General features: G+C 60.1%; 16 protein-coding genes. 6 read left to right on the forward strand and 10 right to left on the reverse strand.

The genetic code is table 11. The features are described from left to right. On the reverse strand, window positions 1-186 hold the full coding sequence (locus tag BF99_RS20860; protein ID WP_038098215.1) for a hypothetical protein: 186 nt from the start codon (window positions 184-186) through the stop codon (window positions 1-3). A gap of 152 nt (window positions 187-338) precedes the next feature. On the opposite strand from BF99_RS20860, the gene BF99_RS22990 reads away from it, so the two are divergent. The 5 genes from BF99_RS22990 (at window position 339) to BF99_RS0111925 (ending at window position 3,910) form a co-directional block, all read left to right on the forward strand. Beyond that, window positions 339-479, forward strand: coding sequence for a hypothetical protein (locus tag BF99_RS22990; RefSeq protein ID WP_156013293.1), 141 nt, complete (start codon window positions 339-341; stop codon window positions 477-479). Next, window positions 476-655, forward strand: a complete 180-nt coding sequence (locus tag BF99_RS0111900; protein ID WP_025771032.1) for a hypothetical protein — start codon at window positions 476-478, stop codon at window positions 653-655. The genes BF99_RS22990 and BF99_RS0111900 overlap by 4 nt, the downstream gene beginning before the upstream one ends. Before the next feature lie 113 nt (window positions 656-768). Then, a complete protein-coding gene (locus BF99_RS0111910) occupies window positions 769-1,752 on the forward strand; it encodes a DNA-methyltransferase (RefSeq protein WP_025771033.1) in 984 nt (327 codons plus the stop codon). A gap of 65 nt (window positions 1,753-1,817) precedes the next feature. Beyond that, window positions 1,818-2,918: a hypothetical protein gene (locus tag BF99_RS0111915; protein ID WP_025771034.1), complete on the forward strand. Its 1,101-nt coding sequence runs from the start codon at window positions 1,818-1,820 to the stop codon at window positions 2,916-2,918. A 104-nt stretch (window positions 2,919-3,022) separates the two neighbouring features. Beyond that, on the forward strand, window positions 3,023-3,910 hold the full coding sequence (locus tag BF99_RS0111925; RefSeq protein ID WP_025771035.1) for a phosphoribosylaminoimidazolesuccinocarboxamide synthase: 888 nt from the start codon (window positions 3,023-3,025) through the stop codon (window positions 3,908-3,910). A gap of 93 nt (window positions 3,911-4,003) precedes the next feature. Here BF99_RS0111925 and BF99_RS0111935 read toward each other — a convergent pair whose 3' ends face one another. The 4 genes from BF99_RS0111935 to gap all read right to left on the reverse strand — a co-directional run bounded on the left by BF99_RS0111935 (window position 4,004) and on the right by gap (window position 7,916). Next, on the reverse strand, window positions 4,004-4,417 hold the full coding sequence (locus BF99_RS0111935; RefSeq protein WP_025771036.1) for a GFA family protein: 414 nt from the start codon (window positions 4,415-4,417) through the stop codon (window positions 4,004-4,006). Window positions 4,418-4,536: 119 nt separating this feature from the next. Next, a complete protein-coding gene (locus tag BF99_RS0111940; protein ID WP_051482894.1) occupies window positions 4,537-5,652 on the reverse strand; it encodes a S1C family serine protease in 1,116 nt (371 codons plus the stop codon). Between the two features lie 13 nt (window positions 5,653-5,665). Continuing rightward, entirely contained in the window at window positions 5,666-6,886 is a 1,221-nt protein-coding gene (locus BF99_RS0111945; RefSeq protein ID WP_197019122.1) for a phosphoglycerate kinase, read from the reverse strand. Between the two features lie 16 nt (window positions 6,887-6,902). After that, complete coding sequence (gene gap, locus BF99_RS0111950) at window positions 6,903-7,916, reverse strand: type I glyceraldehyde-3-phosphate dehydrogenase (protein WP_025771039.1); 1,014 nt, start codon at window positions 7,914-7,916, stop codon at window positions 6,903-6,905. Window positions 7,917-8,839: 923 nt separating this feature from the next. Here gap and BF99_RS0111965 point away from each other — a divergent pair. Further along, complete coding sequence (locus BF99_RS0111965; protein ID WP_025771041.1) at window positions 8,840-10,231, forward strand: uracil-xanthine permease family protein; 1,392 nt, start codon at window positions 8,840-8,842, stop codon at window positions 10,229-10,231. Between the two features lie 283 nt (window positions 10,232-10,514). Here BF99_RS0111965 and BF99_RS0111975 read toward each other — a convergent pair whose 3' ends face one another. The 5 genes from BF99_RS0111975 to BF99_RS0112010 form a co-directional block, all read right to left on the reverse strand. Further along, on the reverse strand, window positions 10,515-10,877 hold the full coding sequence (locus BF99_RS0111975) for a hypothetical protein (protein ID WP_025771042.1): 363 nt from the start codon (window positions 10,875-10,877) through the stop codon (window positions 10,515-10,517). Window positions 10,878-11,055: 178 nt separating this feature from the next. Beyond that, window positions 11,056-13,059 (reverse strand): transketolase, encoded by a 2,004-nt coding sequence (tkt, locus tag BF99_RS0111985; RefSeq protein WP_025771043.1) that lies wholly within the window; start codon window positions 13,057-13,059, stop codon window positions 11,056-11,058. A 233-nt stretch (window positions 13,060-13,292) separates the two neighbouring features. Continuing rightward, window positions 13,293-16,943 carry a hypothetical protein gene (locus tag BF99_RS0111995; protein ID WP_025771044.1) on the reverse strand — a complete coding sequence of 1,217 codons (3,651 nt, stop codon included), beginning with the start codon at window positions 16,941-16,943 and terminating at the stop codon, window positions 13,293-13,295. Further along, window positions 16,940-18,358 (reverse strand): metallophosphoesterase family protein, encoded by a 1,419-nt coding sequence (locus BF99_RS0112000; protein WP_025771045.1) that lies wholly within the window; start codon window positions 18,356-18,358, stop codon window positions 16,940-16,942. The genes BF99_RS0111995 and BF99_RS0112000 overlap by 4 nt, the downstream gene beginning before the upstream one ends. A gap of 193 nt (window positions 18,359-18,551) precedes the next feature. Then, window positions 18,552-18,809, reverse strand: coding sequence for a hypothetical protein (locus BF99_RS0112010; protein ID WP_156013295.1), 258 nt, complete (start codon window positions 18,807-18,809; stop codon window positions 18,552-18,554). Between the last annotated feature and the right edge of the window lie 171 nt (window positions 18,810-18,980).

The raw sequence follows: 18,980 nt of genomic DNA on the forward strand, positions 1-18,980 counted from the left end.
TCAGGCGGCGATCGGGATTTCTCCCGTCTCGTCGCGTATGAACTGGCTCGGCGAGCGATGCCCGTGGCGCTCGATCATCCATTGTTCGTTGTACACGTCCTTGAATCGCAAGAGCGCGTGCACCTTGCGGTATCCTTCGCCATGAAACGGGCTGTCCTCGATGACCTGTTCGATGGCTTCGGTCATGGGCGTATCGGGCATCTCGCCGTGTGGCCCCGGCCTTTGGCGAGGACGACCGTCCTTGGCTGCATTCGGATGACGATATACCCCGGAGCGGTTGATCTTCCACACCCGGCACACCCGCAACAGGCCGTAAGCTTTCTTTGTGAAGGAAAGAGATGACGGGGCTCGAAAGCGCCTTGACGCGCCAAGCGACGGGGCTTGCAGGCAAGGTGCCGGATCTCGCGCTGGGGATCCGGCCGACGCCCGCGCCATCGCTCGAAGACGAAGACGATCAAGACCTCGAGGGATCTCGATGAAATACGATGTCATCATCGTCGGCGGCGGTATCGTGGGGGCGACCTTGGGCCTCGCCCTCGGAGGCGATGGCATGCACGTTCGGCCAAAAAACCGGCAAGCGGCTCTAACGAGTAAGGATCGATCGCCACAGAACAAAGGCGATATCGGCAACGAAACAAGCCCCGACGGGATATGATCCCCCGATGGCGGATCGGTGCTTTGTCGACGATCGTTTTTCGATCCGAAAAGGCATCGGAAAACGCAAAGATAGCGCCCGAGATTCAACCACGTAAAAAGGAGTGAACGACGATGGATCAGTTGGCTTTGCTAAAAGGTCAAACCGCCAAAACGCGCCAATATCGGCGCAAGTCCTCGAAGCAGGCACCTTCGTCAGCGAAACTCCGCATCACCAAGGCCGGAAAAAAAGCCGGAAAAAATCTCGTGGCCGGTGACGGCTGGCGCTTTTATTGCAAGTCATCCGAAAATATGGAAGAACTCGATAACGATAGCATCGCACTGACAATCACCTCCCCCCCTTACTGGGATGCCATCGACTACGACCTGCATGCCGACAAAGGAAACGATGTTTGGTATCGTCAACGCGCTTATGACAAGTGCGGGGCGACTTACGAGCAATGGCTCTTGCAAATGAGCGTCATTTTCAAGGAGGTCTATCGGGTCACGATGGACGGTGGATTTTGCGCCGTGGTGCTGGGCACCATATTGAAGAATAAAAAGCACTTCCCCGCTCCCTTCGACTTCACGGCGCAGATGATCTCCGATGGATGGAATTTTCATCAGGATATCATCTGGAATAAAGTAACCGGAGGCGTCAAACGCGCCGGCTCTTTTATTCAGCATCCGAGATCGGGTTACTACTATCCCAATATCATGAGTGAATATATTTTAGTATTCAAAAAAGGGGATGTGGTTCGAAGGGATGTCGATTCCGCCCTTCCGATCGACGATCTTTTCAAACGAGATATCGCCAATAATATTTGGCATATCGCCCCGGTTCCTCCACGAACGATCGATCATCCTTGCCCTTATCCCGACGAAATAGTGCGTCGATTGACACTCCTTTATTCTCAAAAAGGGGATGAAGTTCTCGATCCTTTTTCCGGCAGCGGACAAACGGCAAAGGTCGCCTTGCGGCACACTCGAAAAGTCGTCGGATATGATATCGAGATGGACTATATCAATTTATCGATCGAGCGAATTTTCGATCGAAAGGAAAGACCCTATCAGCTGATACCTCGGGTCGAAAAAATAAAGGCGGGATCATGGATTTAAAATTTCTGTCGAATTTAACTTGTAAAATATCCGAATTCGGGAGATCCGAACCACTGGATCCTCCCGTGAGGAGCATCGATGCATTCAATCACTTTTTTCGTTATGGTGATCTGGAAGTAGAAAACCTCGACAAACGAGATGGAGGATGCACCAGAAGGGAGATAATCTTACGATTTTTGCTTCTCAATGCGGTATTGGATCAAGGGCCGGATATCGAGGGTGTAAGAGAGATGATGGTCGGTATCATCAACGATCTTTACTCCAAGGAGATCAGAATTTTTCATAAACCCGTGGATTTCTTCGAGGAGATCAACATTTCCGTAGACGATATTATCCGCCATCATGATATCATCAAAGGGATCAGATCCAAGGATTGGGCAGCGAGGAATCAATCCACCCCGGGTAGATACAATCTATATATGGATAATTGCAAGCAGACTCTTAACTACGCCATTTTTCGCTGGGGAGTTCCCATTGCGGTTCCTTATTTACTGTCCAAAGACTGCGATATCGACGAAGATGCGACATGCCTTACCGATTATCTTTCCAGCTTCCCTTCGTCGGAAAAAATGAGTGAGAATTTAAAATCTCATCATCGATACGGTCTGGGAAAAGCGATCGGGGATAAAGCATGTCATCTTTTCGCCAAGTGGGTAGTATCCAGATTTCGCTTGATCGATAAAAACCACGATGCCGGCTGGGGAGAATATTCCTACGAGGTACCTTTCGATTCCAATGCCGGGCGCGTATTATGGAGATCCGGTTATTTTTTGGAGTTGGCGGAGGAATCCGAATATGAAAAAAAAGAAGTCATCAAAGAAGGAGGGGGAAAGGGAGATACCGATTATATTCGAGTCACCAATATCCGTAATATGCCCGTGAGCAAATCGGTTCCTCGATCGATCGTCGATCTTTATAACGATATTTGTATCAATCACTTGAAAACCGCGAGACGGCGATCTGAAAGAATTCAAATTCAGCGATTTCAGCACCCCCTTCTGATGGAAGGGAATAATAAAGTATCCGAATTCGATGATGGGCTGATCGCCATCGGTCGAAATTATTGTCTGAATCACGGTAATCCCGACTGCAAGAATTGCCCCATCAACGATATTTGTCGAGGATATAATTCAGATCCGTCTCTCATAAACGACTACCGGACATGAAGGGCGGTTGGAAGGCGGACGAGTGAAAAACGGGATCGATCCCGTCATTTCCTCGGTCGTTTCCTTGGAAATCCTCTTCTTCGATCCATAAAGGAGCCAAAAGCATGCCGAAACCGGCGCTCTTCGAAACCGAGATCCCCGAGCTGGAATTGCTCGGACGCGGCAAGGTGCGGGATATCTATGCGGTGGACGATCATCACCTGCTGATCGTGGCCACGGATCGCATTTCCGCCTTCGACGTGGTGCTTCCCGACCCCATTCCCGGCAAGGGAGCGGTGCTGACCGGCCTTTCGCATTTTTGGTTCTCGCGCATTTCCTCGATCGTCCGCCATCATCTTGCGCAAATCACCCCTTCCGATGTGATCCAAGATGCCGATATCCTGGAACGGGTGAGGGATCAGGCAATGGTCGTTCGTCGATTGAAGCCCTTGGCCATCGAGGCCATCGTGCGCGGCTACCTCATCGGCTCCGGCTGGAAAGACTATCAGCGCACCGGACAAGTCTGCGGCATCGATCTGCCCTCGGGGTTGCAGCAGGCGCAACAACTCCCGGAGGTCATCTTCACTCCATCGACCAAGGCCGACGCCGGGGCGCACGACGAGAATATCGATTTCGCGACGGCGGTGGATTTGATCGGAGAGCGGGCGGCTTCGAAGGTGCGCGATACCAGCATCCGTATCTATCGAGAGGCGGCGGAGTTCGCGGCCGAACGCGGCATCATCATCGCGGATACGAAATTCGAATTCGCCTTCGATGACGATGGGGAGCTGACGCTGATCGACGAGGTCCTGACCCCGGATTCATCGAGATTTTGGCCTGCGGATGAATATGCCGTGGGCACCAGTCCCCCGAGCTTCGACAAACAATATCTTCGAGACTGGCTGGAAGCGAAGGGTTGGAATAAAAAGGCACCCGCCCCCTCCTTGGATGCCGAGGTGATCGAGCGAACCGCCGGCAAATACAAAGAGGCTTTCGACCGACTCACCGCCTAAGCGAAGCGATCGAGGCCTTGGCTCGGCCGCCGATATCCGACCATCGGCGGCCAAGGATGCGCTCGTCTTTTCAAGAAAGAACCCATCAGGAACTCATCGAGGCTCGCAGGTGACCGGCGGTCTTTTTTCGAACTGCGGTCGATCGTCGGCGATGTCGTACCACTTGGCTTTGGAGCCGACGAAGAGATGCAAAGCCGGTTCGATATCGATATCCCCTTCGACGGTGCCCAGCGTTATGCAGGTGATTCGGCCTTGTTCGGTGCCTGCCAACGAAGAGCCGCATTCGCTGCAAAAACACCATCCGGCACCCGTCGATGTCTCGTATATCTTGATGAAGTCTTCTCCCGATAGCCATTTGAAATGACTCGGGTCGAAGGCGGCGTAGGTCGAAAACGCCGCCCCATGCTGTCGCCGACACATCGAACAATGGCAATGATCCGCAAAGGTCAAGGGACCTGTGATTTCATAACGAACGATGCCGCATAGACATCCGCCTTCGATGGCCACTTTGGTGCTCCTCGCTTTGTCTATCGATCGATTTCTTCTTCCCATCGCAAACCCTCGGCTTCTTCGAATAAATATCGGGATGGGCCAAGTCGAAAAAAGGGCGCGGGAAAAGCCGATTTCTAGGGCGATGACAAGCGGAGCCAGCGATGACGATCGATGGAATCGATCTCGACCGCCAACATCCGGCCGTCTCGCCGGATATCGAGGGTGATGCGATCCCCCGCCACCCGCCCTTTCCATAGGATGCGATAAAAATCGATCAGACCGCGCACGCGCTTGCCTTCCACCTCGGCGATCAGATCCCCGGGCTCGATCCCGGCCTTGGCTGCCGGGCCGTCCCGGGCCACGCGTATCACGATCACCCGATCGTCCTCGCCCTGCCTCGTATGTAGACCGAGCCACGGCTTCGGAGGCTGCGACGATCGTCCTTGGGCGATCAGATCCGCGATGATCTCCTTGAGATGGTTGAGGGGAACGAACATATTGCCGATCCGGTGTTTGGGCTCCGCCGCCTCGGGGTCGGCATCGGACAGTACGAGCGAGCCGATACCGACGAGCTCGCCGTCGGTGGAGATCAACGCCGCCCCTCCGTAATCCCGATGCGGGGGCCAGGTGAACAGCGCATCCTCCAACAGATACTCCCAGTAACCTGCGAAATCGCGCCTCGAGATCGTCTGCACCGGCAGGATCGCAGGCTCCAAGCGCCCGAAGGATACGACCACCGCCACTCCCCCTTTCTCCAAGCGATCCGAATCCCCGAGCGGCATCGGGACCACCTTGTCGAGGGGCTTGTTAGCCCGCAGCAACCCGAAGCCGCTATCGTGGTCGTAAGCGAGGATCTTCGCTCCCGTGCGCTGCCCGCCGGCCGTTTGCACCCACGCCTTCTCGGCCTCGAGGATCAGATAACCGATGGTCACGACGAGCCCGGTGCCGTCGATCACCACCCCGCTGCCGGATCGCACCCTCCCCAAGGTGTTGACGGTACGGGCGTTTTCGGGAATGACCGCCTGCACCGAGACCACCGCGCTTAGCAGTCGGAGCAGGGATTCCTCGTCCTCATCGTAGGGCTGCGGCTGCACCTGCACCGGAAGCAGCCCGTTGACCGCCACGGGCTGCGCATGAACCGCAGCGGGGGCGATAAACGATAAACAGATTCCCGTCGATAAAACGAGGGAGGCGAAGGCGGCGCGAAAAAGGAGCCGTCGATAAAACGCCGGATCGACAAGGCGATTCAAGATCTTCGATTCCCTAAGGAAGGCGGGCTTCGAGAGCCGATACCCCGGGCAGGGTGCGGCCTTCCAGGAATTCGAGAAAGGCCCCGCCGCCGGTGGAGAGATAGGATAGATCGTCCACGACCTCGAAGGCCGAAGCGGCGGCGAGCGTATCCCCGCCGCCGGCGATCGAAAAAGCCGACGAGCGGGCGATGGCCTTTGCAATCTCGCAAGTTCCGGCGGCGAAGGCGGTGCGCTCGAAAACCCCGAGCGGCCCGTTCCATACCACCGTTCCCGCACCCTCGATCAGCGCCCCGTAAGCGCGGGCGGTTTGCGGGCCGATATCGAGGATCATCTCGTCGGGGGCGATGGCATCCAAGGCGCGCACCTCGACCGGTGCGGATCCGTCGACCGAGGTGGAAACCACGACATCGACCGGTAGCGGGATATCCTTTCCGCTCTCGATCATCGCGCGGCGAATTCGCAAGGCCCGATCGACAAGGTCCGGCTCCATCAACGACGCCCCCACATCGAAACCGGCGGCGGCGATGAAAGTGTTGGCGATCCCCCCGCCGGGGATCAGTCCATCGACCTTCTCGGCGAGGGATTCGAGCACCCCGAGCTTGGTGGAGACCTTGGCCCCGCCGACCACGGCCACGAGGGGACGATCGGGCTTCGCCAAGGCCCTTCCCAAGGCCTCGAGCTCCGCCTCGAGCAGCGGCCCGGCACAGGCGCAAGGAGCGAAGCGGGCGACTCCGCAAGTGGATGCATGGGCGCGATGCGCGCTGCCGAAGGCATCCATCACATAGATATCGCAAAGCCCGGCCATCGCCGAGGAAAGGGCATCGTCGTTCTCGACCTCGCCGGGGAGAAAACGAAGGTTTTCCAAAAGGGCGATCTGACCGGCTTCGATATCGGCGCAAGTCCGTGGCCAATCCTCGACGCCGGCATCGATCAGGCGTACCGATCGATCAAGGAGTTCGCCGAGCCGCACCGCCACCGGTGCCATCGATAGCGCGGGATCGAAACGACCGGGCTTCGGGCGACCCAAATGCGACATCGCCAGTACCCGCCCCCCGGCCTCGAGGGCATGGCGCAACCCGGGAAGGGCGGCGCGAATGCGGGCATCGCTGCCGATCACACCGTCTTTTATCGGAACGTTCAGATCCTCGCGGATCAAGAGCCTTCGGCCTTCGAGGTCGAAATCCCGAAGGCTCGGGATGCGAGATGCGGAAGTTCCTTCAAGGTGGACCGGCATCGCCAAAGCCCCTTTTCTAAGGTGCGCTCATCGACGCCGACAGAGTATCGAGCATTCGATTCGAAAAGCCCCACTCATTGTCGTACCACGCGATGACCTTGACCAAACGCCCGTCGATCACCCGAGTCAAAGAGGCATCGCAAATCGAGGATGCCGGATGGTGATTGAAATCCACCGATACCAAGGGCTCATCGCAATAAGCGAGAATCCCGGCCAGATCGTTTTCCGAGGCATCTTTGAGCGCCTCGTTGATCTCCTGGGGTGTGGTATCGCGCTTGGCGGTCAAGGTCAGATCCACCACCGAGACATTGATGGTGGGAACGCGGATCGCGAACCCGTCGAGCTTGCCGTCGAGCTCCGGCAGCACCAACCCCACCGCCCGCGCCGCCCCGGTGCCGGTGGGAATCATCGACTGGGTGGCGGAACGGGCTCGCCGCAGGTCTAAATGGCGCACATCGCTCAACACCTGATCGTTGGTATAGGCATGGATGGTGGTCATCAATCCATGCTCGATACCGATGCGCTCGTGAATGACCTTGGCCACTGGGGCCAAGCAATTAGTGGTGCAAGAGGCATTGGATATCACCTCGTGCGAGGCGCGTAAGGTTCGGTGATTGACCCCGTAGACGATGGTGGCATCGACATCTGCGCCCCCCGGAGCGGAAATGATCACCTTCTTCGCCCCTGCCCGCAGATGCCCGCCCGCTTTCTCGCGCCCGGTGAACAAGCCGGTGCATTCGAGGGCGACATCCACTTCGAGCTCCTTCCAAGGCAGTTGCTGCGGATCCCGTTCGGCCAACACCCGGATGCGATCCCCGTTGACGATCAGGGCATCGCCATCGACCTCGACCTCGCCCGGAAAGCGACCGTGCACCGTGTCATAGCGCAAAAGATGGGCGTTGGACTTTGCATCCCCCAAATCGTTGATGGCAACGATTCGGATCTCGTCTTGGCGCTCGCTCTCATAAAGGGCGCGCAAGATATTGCGGCCGATGCGGCCGAAACCATTGATACCTGCATTGATCGTCATATCGCATCCTCTTCTCATTGGTCAGTTTCAAAGAATCGATCCCAAGGCCTGCAAAGAACATTCACCGGCTCTTGGGCCTTGTATCCGCCGACGGGATCTTCGCCTCGGGCGGCCGATAACGCCGCTTCGAAACGGGTGGCACATGCGATATCGACACATCGGGGGGCTTGGCGGCCCGAAGATCGCGAAGTCTCGAGGGACTGGAAAAACGAGGGTCGACTCGGGATGGATCGAGGCGATGAGAACGACCTTTGGAAGGAAGATCGTCTCGAGGCTTGCGCCCTTCGCCGCTTATCGCCGAGCGACTCGGGCCGAGGCGATATCGATAGCCACTCCCTTTGAAATACATCCCGCCTTCGAAGAAGTCTATCCTCGATGCGCTCAAGCGGCGCAAACGATCGCATCGACCTCTCGAATTGTCGATCATTTTATCGAACGTCGGTAAGCGATCATCCGGATCGAATGCCGCCACATCTACGAAAAAAGTGTTCCGCTGGCCCCCGACGGGGCATTGAGAGGATACATGGGCGGACCCTCGTTCCGGGATCGATCCATCGCGACGATCCCTTTCAAGCCTCGCATATCGAAAAGCGGGCCTGCGCGACAAGGCCAAGCATCGAGGCTCTTGGTCGCTCATCGTCGAAAAAATCCACCCGACACCCTACGGGCTACGCTCCTCGATCCCACCCCGAGAGCCCTTGACCCTTCGGATCGCTTTTTCGCCCTTCGAGCGATGACTTGGCAAAAACGGACATATCATTGATTGATTTGTCGTTTGCTCTACCATTGCCCGATAGCCGCCTCGTTCGATGCGGCTTTCGCAACTCGCTGCCCGCTTGGCCTTGACCCCGTCGATGCTTGCTTGCCGGGGATTCGATACAAGGCTCTTTTTTCGCTTCCTTGCACCCGAGGAGGAAATGACGATGGCGCAAAACACCACAATCGGAACGCCGCAACAGCTGGCGGACCCGAACTGGACGCCACCGATGTCTCAGGCGATTCCGCTCGGTATCCAGCACATTCTGGCGATGTTCATCTCCAATGTCACTCCGGCGATCATCATCGCCGGGGCCGCCGGTTTCGGCTTCGGCTCGAACTCCCCGGATTTCCCCGAAATGATCTACATGATCCAGATGAGCATGGTTTTTGCGGGGCTGGCAACCCTGCTGCAAACCATCGGCGCCGGTCCGATCGGCGCTCGCTTGCCGATCATGCAAGGAACGAGTTTCGCCTTCGTGCCGATCATGATCCCGCTGGTGGCGGGCAAGGGAGCGGGGGCGATGGCGGCGGTGATGGGCGGGGTACTGGTCGGAGGCATCTTCCACCTACTGCTCGGCACTTTCATCAAACGCATCCGCTTCGCCCTGCCGCCTCTGGTCACGGGGTTGATCGTGCTGATGATCGGCTTGGCCCTGATCAAAGTCGGCATCCAATACGCCGCCGGCGGCGTGCCGGCCATCGGCAAGCCGGAATACGGCAGTTTGCTGAACTGGGGCATCGCCGGAATCGTCATCGTGGTGACCTTGGTCCTCAACTTCTTCACCCGCGGGATGCTGAGCTCCGCCGCGGTGCTGTTGGGGATGCTGGCGGGCTACTTGGTCGCGCTCGCGATGGGCATGGTCAACTTCGGGGCGGTCGGACGGGCTGAATTCTTCGCCTTGCCCGATCCCTTCCACTTCGGGATCGAGTTCACCGCGGCCGCGATCATCGGCATGTGCGCGATGTCCGTGGTCTCGGCGGTGGAAACGGTCGGCGATGTATCGGGTATCTGCCGAGGCGGGGCCCGGCGAGAAGCCACCGACCAGGAGATTCAAGGGGCCACGATGGCCGATGGCTTGGGTACCGCCGTCGCCGGTCTTTTCGGAGGGCTGCCCAATACCTCCTTTAGCCAAAATGTCGGACTGGTGGCGATGACCGGAGTGATGAGCCGGATGGTGGTCACGATCGGAGCGGTGGCGCTGGTCATCGCCGGACTCTTCCCGAAAGTGGGGGCGATCGTCTCCACGATACCGATCGAGGTCCTCGGCGGCGGGGTGATCGTGATGTTCGGAATGGTGGCATCGGCGGGCGCTTCGATCCTCTCCCAAGTGAATTGGAGCCGACGCAACATGCTGATCTTCGCCATCTCCCTTGCGGTCGGCTTGGGGCTGCAACTCGAACCCGGAGCCTTGCAACATCTTTCGGGCACTTGGAAATTGCTGATGGTCTCGGGATTGCTTCCCGCAGCCCTGATCGCCATCGTGCTCAACTTGGTGCTGCCGCAAGACGAAAAAGGCGAGGAATCCAAAAGCCTCGATCAAGCACCCTCCGCCTAAGGGGGGCGGCCTGAACGGGAAGGGGCTTTCGCAAACCGCGCACCCTTTGCGCTGCGAAAGCCCCTATCCCTTCGAACGAGCCTTGAAAAAGACCGGAGGATGAAGAGCGAAGACAACGGTATGCAATGGGATGGAGGAAAGCCTTTCGAGTCGCCTTGGCCTGATCCGACCCTCGCAAGCGATCGAATCTCATATCAAGACCGGTCCCTTCCACCCAAGCTGAGGATATGCCGCCTCGGTGCGAAGGGCCGGGCTTTCAAAAGCGGATTCGATGATCAGAGGATCATTTGCAGCTCATCAGGTTCTCGATCAGTTTTTGGGAATATTCATGGAGCCCCACCCGCCAGATCTTCGAGCCGGGGTAATAGTTGCAGTGGTATTTGATGCGCAACCAATCGCCCTTGGGGGTTTTGAATTGAATGCCCGCTCCGCTATATCTGATGTTATCGGTGTCGTTGATATGCGCCGCCGAGAAAACGGGGGTGCCCGGCTCCCAGATGAACTCGAAAGGGGCGAACTCCTCGATGCTTTTTTTGCATATCGCCTCGGCATCGGCCCAATGCTTGGTGGGGCTCAACTGGGCATGGGCGTTGGCGAAAAACAGCGGTAAGAGCGCAAGGGCGATCAGGTATTTCTTGGCGTTCACATCGTCTCTCCTTTATCGAAATTCCGCACGATCGGCAGCATCGAAGATGCCGCTCGATGAATCCTCGATCACCCGATCATCGTTCGGGGGATCTTGAAAAACCCGTCTCTTCGAACCGCCGAAGACATCGGGAGATGGCTCGCCGCCCTCCCTTGAGCGCTCCGACGGGATTTTTTTTCTAAGGGGAGCGAAGCCTTTCGATCACCCGCCGGACCTCGGCGGCGACATGTTCGGCGGTCAGCCCGAAATATTCGTAGACATCCTTCCACGGGGCGGACTTTCCGAAATCGCTCACCCCGATGACCGCTCCATCCTCGCCGGTCCAAGCCCGCCAACCGTGCGGGATGCCCGCCTCGACCGCCACCCTGGCCCGCTGCGAGGGCGGCAGCACCGATGCGCGATAGGCCTCGTCCTGGGCTTCGAATCGATCCACGCTGGTCATCGAGACCACCTGCACCGAAAGGCCTTGGGCATCGAGCAAGGCGGCGGCGCTCATTGCGATGCCGACCTCGGAGCCGGTGGCGATCAACAGCGCATCGCTTCCTTCTTTCAAAACATGCGCCCCTCGCTTGATATCTTCCACCTGCTTGCGGCTTCGCTCTTGGTGAGAAAGCCCCTGACGCGAAAAGAGCAGACAAGTCGGCCCCTCCCGGCGCATCAAAGCCTCTTGCCAAGCCACCATGGACTCCACCGCATCGCAAGGGCGCCACACCGACATCCCGGGGATCAGCCTCAAGGTGGCGGTCTGCTCCACCGCCTGATGGGTGGGGCCGTCCTCGCCCAAGCCGATGGAATCGTGGGTGAAGACGAAGATCACGCGTTGTCCCATCAGCGCCGCCATGCGCAGCGCATTGCGGGCGTATTCGGAGAAAACGAGAAAGGTCGCGCAGTAGGGGATGAAACCGCCGTGCAGGGCAAGGCCGGTGCCGATCGCGCTCATCGCGAATTCGCGCACCCCGAAATGGATGTAGTTCCCATCAGGACAATCCCGCGAGAGGATCTCGGATCCGCTCCAAAGGGTGAGATTGGAGCCGGTGAGGTCGGCGGAGCCTCCGATCAGCTCCGGCAGCATCGGACCCAAGGCTTCGAGGGCATCGAGCGAGGCCTTGCGCGATGCCACCGACAAGGCCGCGGCATCGACGGCGGCAAGGGCGTCCTCGCATGCCGCATCCCAGCCTCGGGGTAAAAGACCTTGCATTCGGCGCTCGAACTCGCCCGCCTCCTCGGGGAAGGCGGCGCGATAGGATTCGAATCGCTCGCACCAATCTCGATAGCGTTTTTCGCCCGACGGACGGGCATCCCAAGCGGCGTAGATATCGGTGGGGATCTCGAAAGGGGGATGCGTCCAGCCGAGCGATGCGCGGGCCCGCTCGACCTCCTCGACCCCCAAGGGCGAGCCGTGAGCCGAGGCATCGCCTTGCTTGCCCGGCGAACCGAAGCCGATGATCGTCTTGCAGCATAGGAGCGAGGGGCGATCCGAGACCGCCTTGGCCTCGGCGATGGCTCGGCTCACCGCCGCCGCATCGTGGCCATCCACATCCCGTATCACATGCCAGCCATAAGCCTCGAAGCGCTTGGGGGTATCGTCGGTGAACCACCCTTTGACGTCGCCGTCGATGGAAATGGCGTTATCGTCGTAAATCCCTATCAACTTGCCGAGCCCCAAGGTGCCGGCGAGCGAGCAGGCTTCGTGCGAGATCCCCTCCATCAGGCAGCCGTCGCCGAGAAAAACCCAAGTGCGGTGATCGACGATCTCGTGCCCTTTGCGATTGAAGCGCGCCGCCAACGCCCTTTCGGCGATGGCCATCCCCACCGCATTGGCAAGGCCCTGCCCCAAAGGCCCGGTGGTGGTCTCGACCCCCGGGGTATCGCCGTATTCGGGATGCCCGGGGGTGCTCGACCCCAGTTGGCGGAAACGTCGGATCTCGTCGATGGGAAGGTCGTAGCCCGATAGATGCAGCAGCGCATAGAGCAGCATCGAGCCGTGGCCGTTCGACAATACGAAGCGATCGCGATCCGGCCAATCGCTGTGCGCCGGATCGTGCCGAAGATGGTCGCACCACAGGGTCTGCGCGATATCCGCCATCCCCATCGGCATCCCCGGGTGGCCGGATCCCGCCTGCTGCACGGCATCCATGGACAACACGCGAATCGCATCGGCTAGTTCTTTGGCTGTGGGCATCCGAGAATATCTCTTGAGTCGAAGGGTCTTTTGATGGGGTCTTCGTGATAAGTCTTTGCATCGTCCAACGGTACGGATTTTAACGATTAATGGAATTTTCGCACCTCGCCGAAAAACGGCGTATCGAAAGCGCACTCCCCTCTTTGCGCTTTGGGGTCAATGGCGATGAAGACGAAAAGGAAAGGCGAGTCGCCCACAAAGCGATGCGCCCCGATCGAAAAAGCACCACACCCTTAAGAGGCGGGGATCAACCCCGCTTGCAGGCTGCGCGCCAAGGAGCGGGCGACGATGAGCGCAGCCTCTCGCTCGTCGGCAGGGGTGGTGGACTCATCGAAAGTCTGATCGAGCAACACCCTTGCGAGGCGCCGTTCGAGCGCGCCCTCGTCCATCGGCGGCTCGTCGGTCAGATGGCCTTGCTCGAATAGCCACTGACTCATCTGCTCGAGCTTGTCTTTGCGAAAATTGCGCAACGAGCCCATCGCCCCCAATAATCGGCGCGCATCGCCGCCTTGGCTGCGGACGATATCGAGCACGCGGTCGATGAAGACTTCGCTGACGATCCCCGATCGCTCCAACGCCCCGGCATCGACCGGCCTTCCCCGCCCCCTTTGCCAAGCCTCGAACCAAGCCCTCGCCGCCACCGACAATCTGCGCAGATCAAGGATCTCGCAAGGATCGAGCACCACCGCCGCCTCGTCCGATGCGAGCAGGGAATCGAGCGCCCCGATGTGGTGAATTCCGGCCACGAGCAGCCGCCGCAAGAGCGGCAGATCATCGCGCAGCAGATAAAAAGGATGGGTCGAATCCGGCCGCCAAGGGTCGATCATGGGAACTTGCAAGCGCTGCGCGTATGCCTCGGGGGAATCGTCCCCCGGCAGCGGCGGGAGCGATGGCGCCGGTGGGGGCGCTAAATCGCTTGCGGATCCCGCCGCCTGCGCCAAGCCTCGACGGGCGGCGAGATCGATCACCACCGCCTGGGGGGCTTGCCAATGACTCGCTTGGAAGGGCTGCGCGGTGAGGTAGACGATCTGACGCCCCTTCGATGCGAGATCCGCAAGGCTTCGGGCCACCGCCCGAAATCGCTCGGGGTCGGCGGTGGTCAGGGCCTCGTCGAGGAAAAAGGGCAGGCTTGCGCGGCCCTTCTCGGCCTCGAGAGCCCAAGCGATGCGCACCGCCAATCGCAGCTGCATGCGGGTTGCGCTCGAGAGCTCCGATAGCGCCCGTCGAGCGCCGTCGGCCGTATCCCGCGCGGCAAAGCGATCCCTCGATACCGCTTCGAGCGCGAATTGATGTCGAGAAAAATGCGCGAACCACGCCTCGGCGCGGCGAAGAAGCGCCGGACGGCTATCCGTTCGATGCGCGGACTCGATCGCATCGAGCATAAAGCCGCGAGCCTCGGCCCGTTTCGCATCCTCGAAGCGTCGCTCCAAGGCATCGCCTCGCCGCCGGCATATCGCCTTGGCCCGCTCGAGGGCCCCGCTTCGTCCAGCTTGATCGACGAGCGTGCGGATGCGCATGATCTCCTCTTGAAGACTCGAAATCCGCTCCTTGTCGTCTTTTAGGGTATCGATGAGGCGATCGAGGGCGCGATCGTCATCGGCCCTTGCCAAGGCGGTCAACTCGGCATCGCATCGAAGCTCGACGGTGCAGGATTTTTCGGCACCGACGGCTTCCGATCGATCATCCGATAAAGATCGCCACCGATCCAAAAGCCCCAAACGCCGACGCAGCTCGGCCTCGTCCTTGGATTCGAGCCCCGCCTGCCGATAAAACTCGTCGATCTGCGCCCGGCATCGCTCGCAAGCGGCGGCGCCATCGTCCAAGCGTCTTTGCGCCTCGCCTTTCGCCCGCAAAGCATCGTCCCGGGCATCGATCCTCGTTTGCAAAATCTCCAAGCGCGATTGGAAGATCTCGGCCGAATCATCCGGGGCCGGCCGATCCGCCGCCTCTCGCACCGGCTCTCGCCCTGTCGAATTCCCGGACGAGATCCCTGACAAAATCCGGGACGAGTCCTCGTATCCGGCGAGAAAGGATTCGATCTCTTGGCGCAGGGCATCCGCTCGCTCCGAGAGATCTTCACAAAGAGAGCGACTCTCGATGTACTCGCCGTCGGCACGAGCGTATCGATCGACGAGCCTTAGCCATCGCTCGAAAGAGGCATCGAGGATTAGGGGGTCGAAGTGCACCTTGCGAGCGATGGCCTCGAGACGATGACGCTCTTCGTTCAGCACCCGCTCGCCCTCGATCAAGCGCTCGTCGAGGGATTGGATGCGGCGGGCGTTGGCGCTGCGCTCCCCTATAAGGGCGATCTCGGCGCCCAGCGATTCGATGCGATCTCGAACCGACTCCTGCGTCCATCGCTTAGGGCCGATGACGCCTTGTTCGCTGAAAAAGGCCTTCGCCCGCTCGCGCCGGGCTTTTCTCGGATCGAGATCGAGGGCAACAAGGCCGCAGATCCCGGCGAGGGCTCCGATCAGAAAAAAAGCGAGCGCGGGCAGCCATGGCGCCTGCGCCCCGAAGCCGCCGATAAGCGCCGGCAAAAAGAAAATCGCACCGATACATAGAAGAAGCGATAGCGCGAATCCGGCTCGACGATGCGTTCCGGCGGGACGCTTCGCCGCCGCCATCCATTGCACCAGCGCTCGAAGGGCTCTTTGCAATCGCTCTTCGATATCCGGATCGGACTCGACGGTCCGGCGTTCGATCCCCGATGCCTCTCGCCCTTCGCCCGCTCCTTCGCTCGTTCTTTCATCCTTGGGCGCCGATCGCGCTCGATGCTCGGCTCGGGCGGTGCGCTCCTTTTCGATCGCCCGACGCTCGGCCTCGAGCTCGCGATAGGCGGCCAGCCCGCGCTCGACCTCCCCCAATGTTGCGGGGTCGATCCGCGCCCGCACCCCCGAAGGCGTTCCGAGATCGCATCCGGCGGCATCCCGCTCGGCCAAGGCCTCGCTTTCGCTTTGCCTTGCCCGCTGCAAGGCGTTTTCGCACTTGGATAAAAGCCGAAGACGCCCCCGAATGCGGGCGATCGCCGCCTGATCGGGGGTGTCGGCGTCCAATCCGATCTGCCGGAATTTCCGCTCCAAAGCCTGTACCTCGGCGCCGGCGCCGGCGTTGCGACGCTTGGCGAGATCATGGGCTCTTTCGAGTTCTTCCAGCCTTGCGATCTCGTCGGCGCGCAGGCGCTCCATCCCGCAAGGAAAATCGAGAAGCATCGCCTCGATATCGCGCAATCGCCTTCGATGCCCGAGCCATTCCTTGGCCCGCAAGGCCCGCGGCAGTCTTTCCAGCCGCGCTTCGAGTTGCGCCCGCTCTTCCTGCAAGGCTTCGAGTCGCGCCTCCTCGCGCACCAAGGATCGCTGCCGCTCCTCGATGCGGCGCAGATCGGATTCGGCCTCGCCCAGCACTTTGGCCTCGCCGTGACCGAAGCGGGGGCCGATGGCGACCTTGCAGGCCTCCTTCGCGGCCGCGAAGTCGTAGCCCCCGGCGAGATCTCGAGCGATCTCGCGGGCGATCCGCGCATCGTGCCGATCGCCGCTTTCCAGCAGATCCTCGATATGCAAGGTGTAGCCGGCCAAGTGATGTGGATCGGGCAAAGGCGGCGCTTGGCAGCGCTCGCCGTCGCAGGTCCACATCAGGCTGCGGCCGGTGCGCACCACCTGCCACCGCCTGCCGCCCGAATCCTCGAATTCCGCTTCGAGATCCACGGATTCGTCTGCGGGCAAAGCCTGCGCATCGAGCAAGGCGCGCAAGGCCCTGGCCACGCTGCTCTTGCCGGAGGCGTTGGGACCGTGAACGATATTGATGCCATCGGAAAATCCGTCGAGTTCGAAACCCGGCGAGGCGATCCCCGCCAGCCGCCTGATGGCGATACGGCGCAATTTCACGATCCCCCCTCCTCCGCCGCCTCCTCTTTGCGTTGCGCTTCCAAAGCCTCGAGCACTGAAAGGGCTGCTTCTTGCAGCAACTCGACGATGGTCTCGTCATCCGGCGAGGCGCGGGCGATGCGCAGAAAAGGGCCGCTCGATCGACGCTCCAAGCGCCGTCGAAAACCATCGATCAGGGAGCGCCGCAACGCCTCGTCTTGCGATCTTGCAACCCCGGGACGCAAGGCGAGGATGCGGCGAGCGAGCAGCGCCGGGGGATCGCTTCCTCTCGCCAAATTCTCGAGATCGAGGGCCGGACGCGTTTCCATGCGCCAGTCGTGAACGAAATAGCGGATCCCTTCTTGTTCGAGATCGAACTTTTCGATCGGATTGTCGACTTCGAGGCGCCGCTCGATCTCCCTTCGTCCGGATATCCGGCCGATGAAACGCAAGCGACAGCCGACGGCCAAAGGGCGCCAACGCTCATCGAGATCATGCGGCCTACGGCGCTGCCCTTCGTCCGGCATCCGATGGGTGGCGACGATCTCCCGATGCCGCCGAGCGATGGCGCCGACAACCCGCGCATCCACCTCCTCATGACCCTCGATACCCTCGAGATCGACCGTCACCTCCTCCCATCGAAGAGGGGCCAAAGGCAGGTGCTCGATCTCCAAACCCGCCTTCTTGCACTCGAGGAGCCAAGGGCCGCGCGGCCCCGCCTCGCCCGGATCGAGCCCGGTCAGCGAACCGAGATAACCCATCGGACGAGGAGGAGTCAGGGCATCGGGTTTGTGGACGTGACCGAGCAGCCAGGCATCCACCGGGGCGGCGGCGAGGTCGCTCGATCGCACCGGGGCCCAGGGGCTTGCGGGGGCGTCCCGATCGCAATGGAGCAAAGCGATCACCGGGCCGCGCCTGATATCGAGCCCCGGCAGGTGCGGGCCGAGCGGAAGGAGGGTGGCCAACGGGCTCGTTCGAACGTGCACGCTCGGGAACGACCAGCCCAAGAGGTGCACGGCCTCGCCGGCATCGCCTTCGATGGTCAGTGTCTCCCACTTGCCGCCCCGCCCGAGCAGATAAAAGCCGCAGGCGATCGGATCTCTTGATTCGCTTCGGGGCGCGAGAGTGTCGGCCAGTCGCGGCAGGGCTTGACCGTCGTGGTTGCCATTGACCGCGATGATCGGCACCTTGGCCTTGGCGAGTCGCTCGATCCCCCGACGAAGATCGCCGCAGGCCTCGTAGAAATCATCCTCGTCGTCGATGACGTCCCCGGCCAACAACAGCGCATCGATATCGTTGTCGAGGGCGTAATCGACGCAGCGGCGAAATGCCGCCGCCGGTCCGAACGCCTGCGCCGGGCGGGGTTCGCCCAGACCCGCCGGAAGACGGGAGGGGGTGCGCCCCAAGTGGATATCGCCCAAGCATAGAAACTTCATCGAACGGGCCTTTTCGCCGAATCTTAAATCGCACCTTATCGCCACCGACGGACCACCACCGCCGAGGCGCTTTCAAGGCCCGGTCACCAAGCCCGGCCGATCGTCGACCCTGAGAATTGTCGACCCTGATGATCGGCAATCCGGATCGATGATCCGGATCGACGCCAAGGGACGATAGCGCTTTGGCAGGCGATCAAAGCCCGAGCGCTTTCTCGTAATGCTCCTCGTCGAATCCGATCAGAAGCGTTTTTCCGACCCGCAAGGCCGGAGCCCGCAAATTCCCGGTCGGTCCCAACATGGCATCGATCAGATCATCGTCGGGAACGCCGGAAATGGTGAAGACCGTGGTCTTCTTGCCCTTCGATACGATGGCGCGCGAACACCCCTCGGCGAGGGAGCGGGCATCCTCGCGCCCCAACTTTCTCGATGCGGGAATGACATCGTCTGGCACGAGACAATGGGCGTCCAACAATGCGGACGCCTTCTCGCAGGATCGTCAGCCCTTGCGGTGGTGGTACCACTTGATCTGCCGACTCATTATCGAGCCTCCTATCGGTGGATGGATGAAAAGGCGAGCGCCGAGGATCGAAGCATCTAAGCCTTGGGATGCAAACGATTTCAA

It is taken from the genome of Thioalkalivibrio sp. HK1 (assembly GCA_000583135.1).
Lineage (GTDB): Bacteria > Pseudomonadota > Gammaproteobacteria > HK1 > HK1 > HK1.

Excerpts from the sequence above, each read along its gene's own strand:
- BF99_RS20860 (WP_038098215.1), bottom strand. The coding sequence starts at position 186 with ATGACCGAAGCCATCGAACAGGTCATCGAGGACAGCCCGTTTCATGGC.
- BF99_RS22990 (WP_156013293.1), top strand. The coding sequence starts at position 339 with ATGACGGGGCTCGAAAGCGCCTTGACGCGCCAAGCGACGGGGCTTGCA.
- BF99_RS0111900 (WP_025771032.1), top strand. The coding sequence starts at position 476 with ATGAAATACGATGTCATCATCGTCGGCGGCGGTATCGTGGGGGCGACC.
- BF99_RS0111910 (WP_025771033.1), top strand. The coding sequence starts at position 769 with ATGGATCAGTTGGCTTTGCTAAAAGGTCAAACCGCCAAAACGCGCCAA.
- BF99_RS0111925 (WP_025771035.1), top strand. The coding sequence starts at position 3,023 with ATGCCGAAACCGGCGCTCTTCGAAACCGAGATCCCCGAGCTGGAATTG.
- BF99_RS0111945 (WP_197019122.1), bottom strand. The coding sequence starts at position 6,886 with ATGCCGGTCCACCTTGAAGGAACTTCCGCATCTCGCATCCCGAGCCTT.
- gap (WP_025771039.1), bottom strand. The coding sequence starts at position 7,916 with ATGACGATCAATGCAGGTATCAATGGTTTCGGCCGCATCGGCCGCAAT.
- BF99_RS0111965 (WP_025771041.1), top strand. The coding sequence starts at position 8,840 with ATGGCGCAAAACACCACAATCGGAACGCCGCAACAGCTGGCGGACCCG.
- tkt (WP_025771043.1), bottom strand. The coding sequence starts at position 13,059 with ATGCCCACAGCCAAAGAACTAGCCGATGCGATTCGCGTGTTGTCCATG.
- BF99_RS0112000 (WP_025771045.1), bottom strand. The coding sequence starts at position 18,358 with ATGAAGTTTCTATGCTTGGGCGATATCCACTTGGGGCGCACCCCCTCC.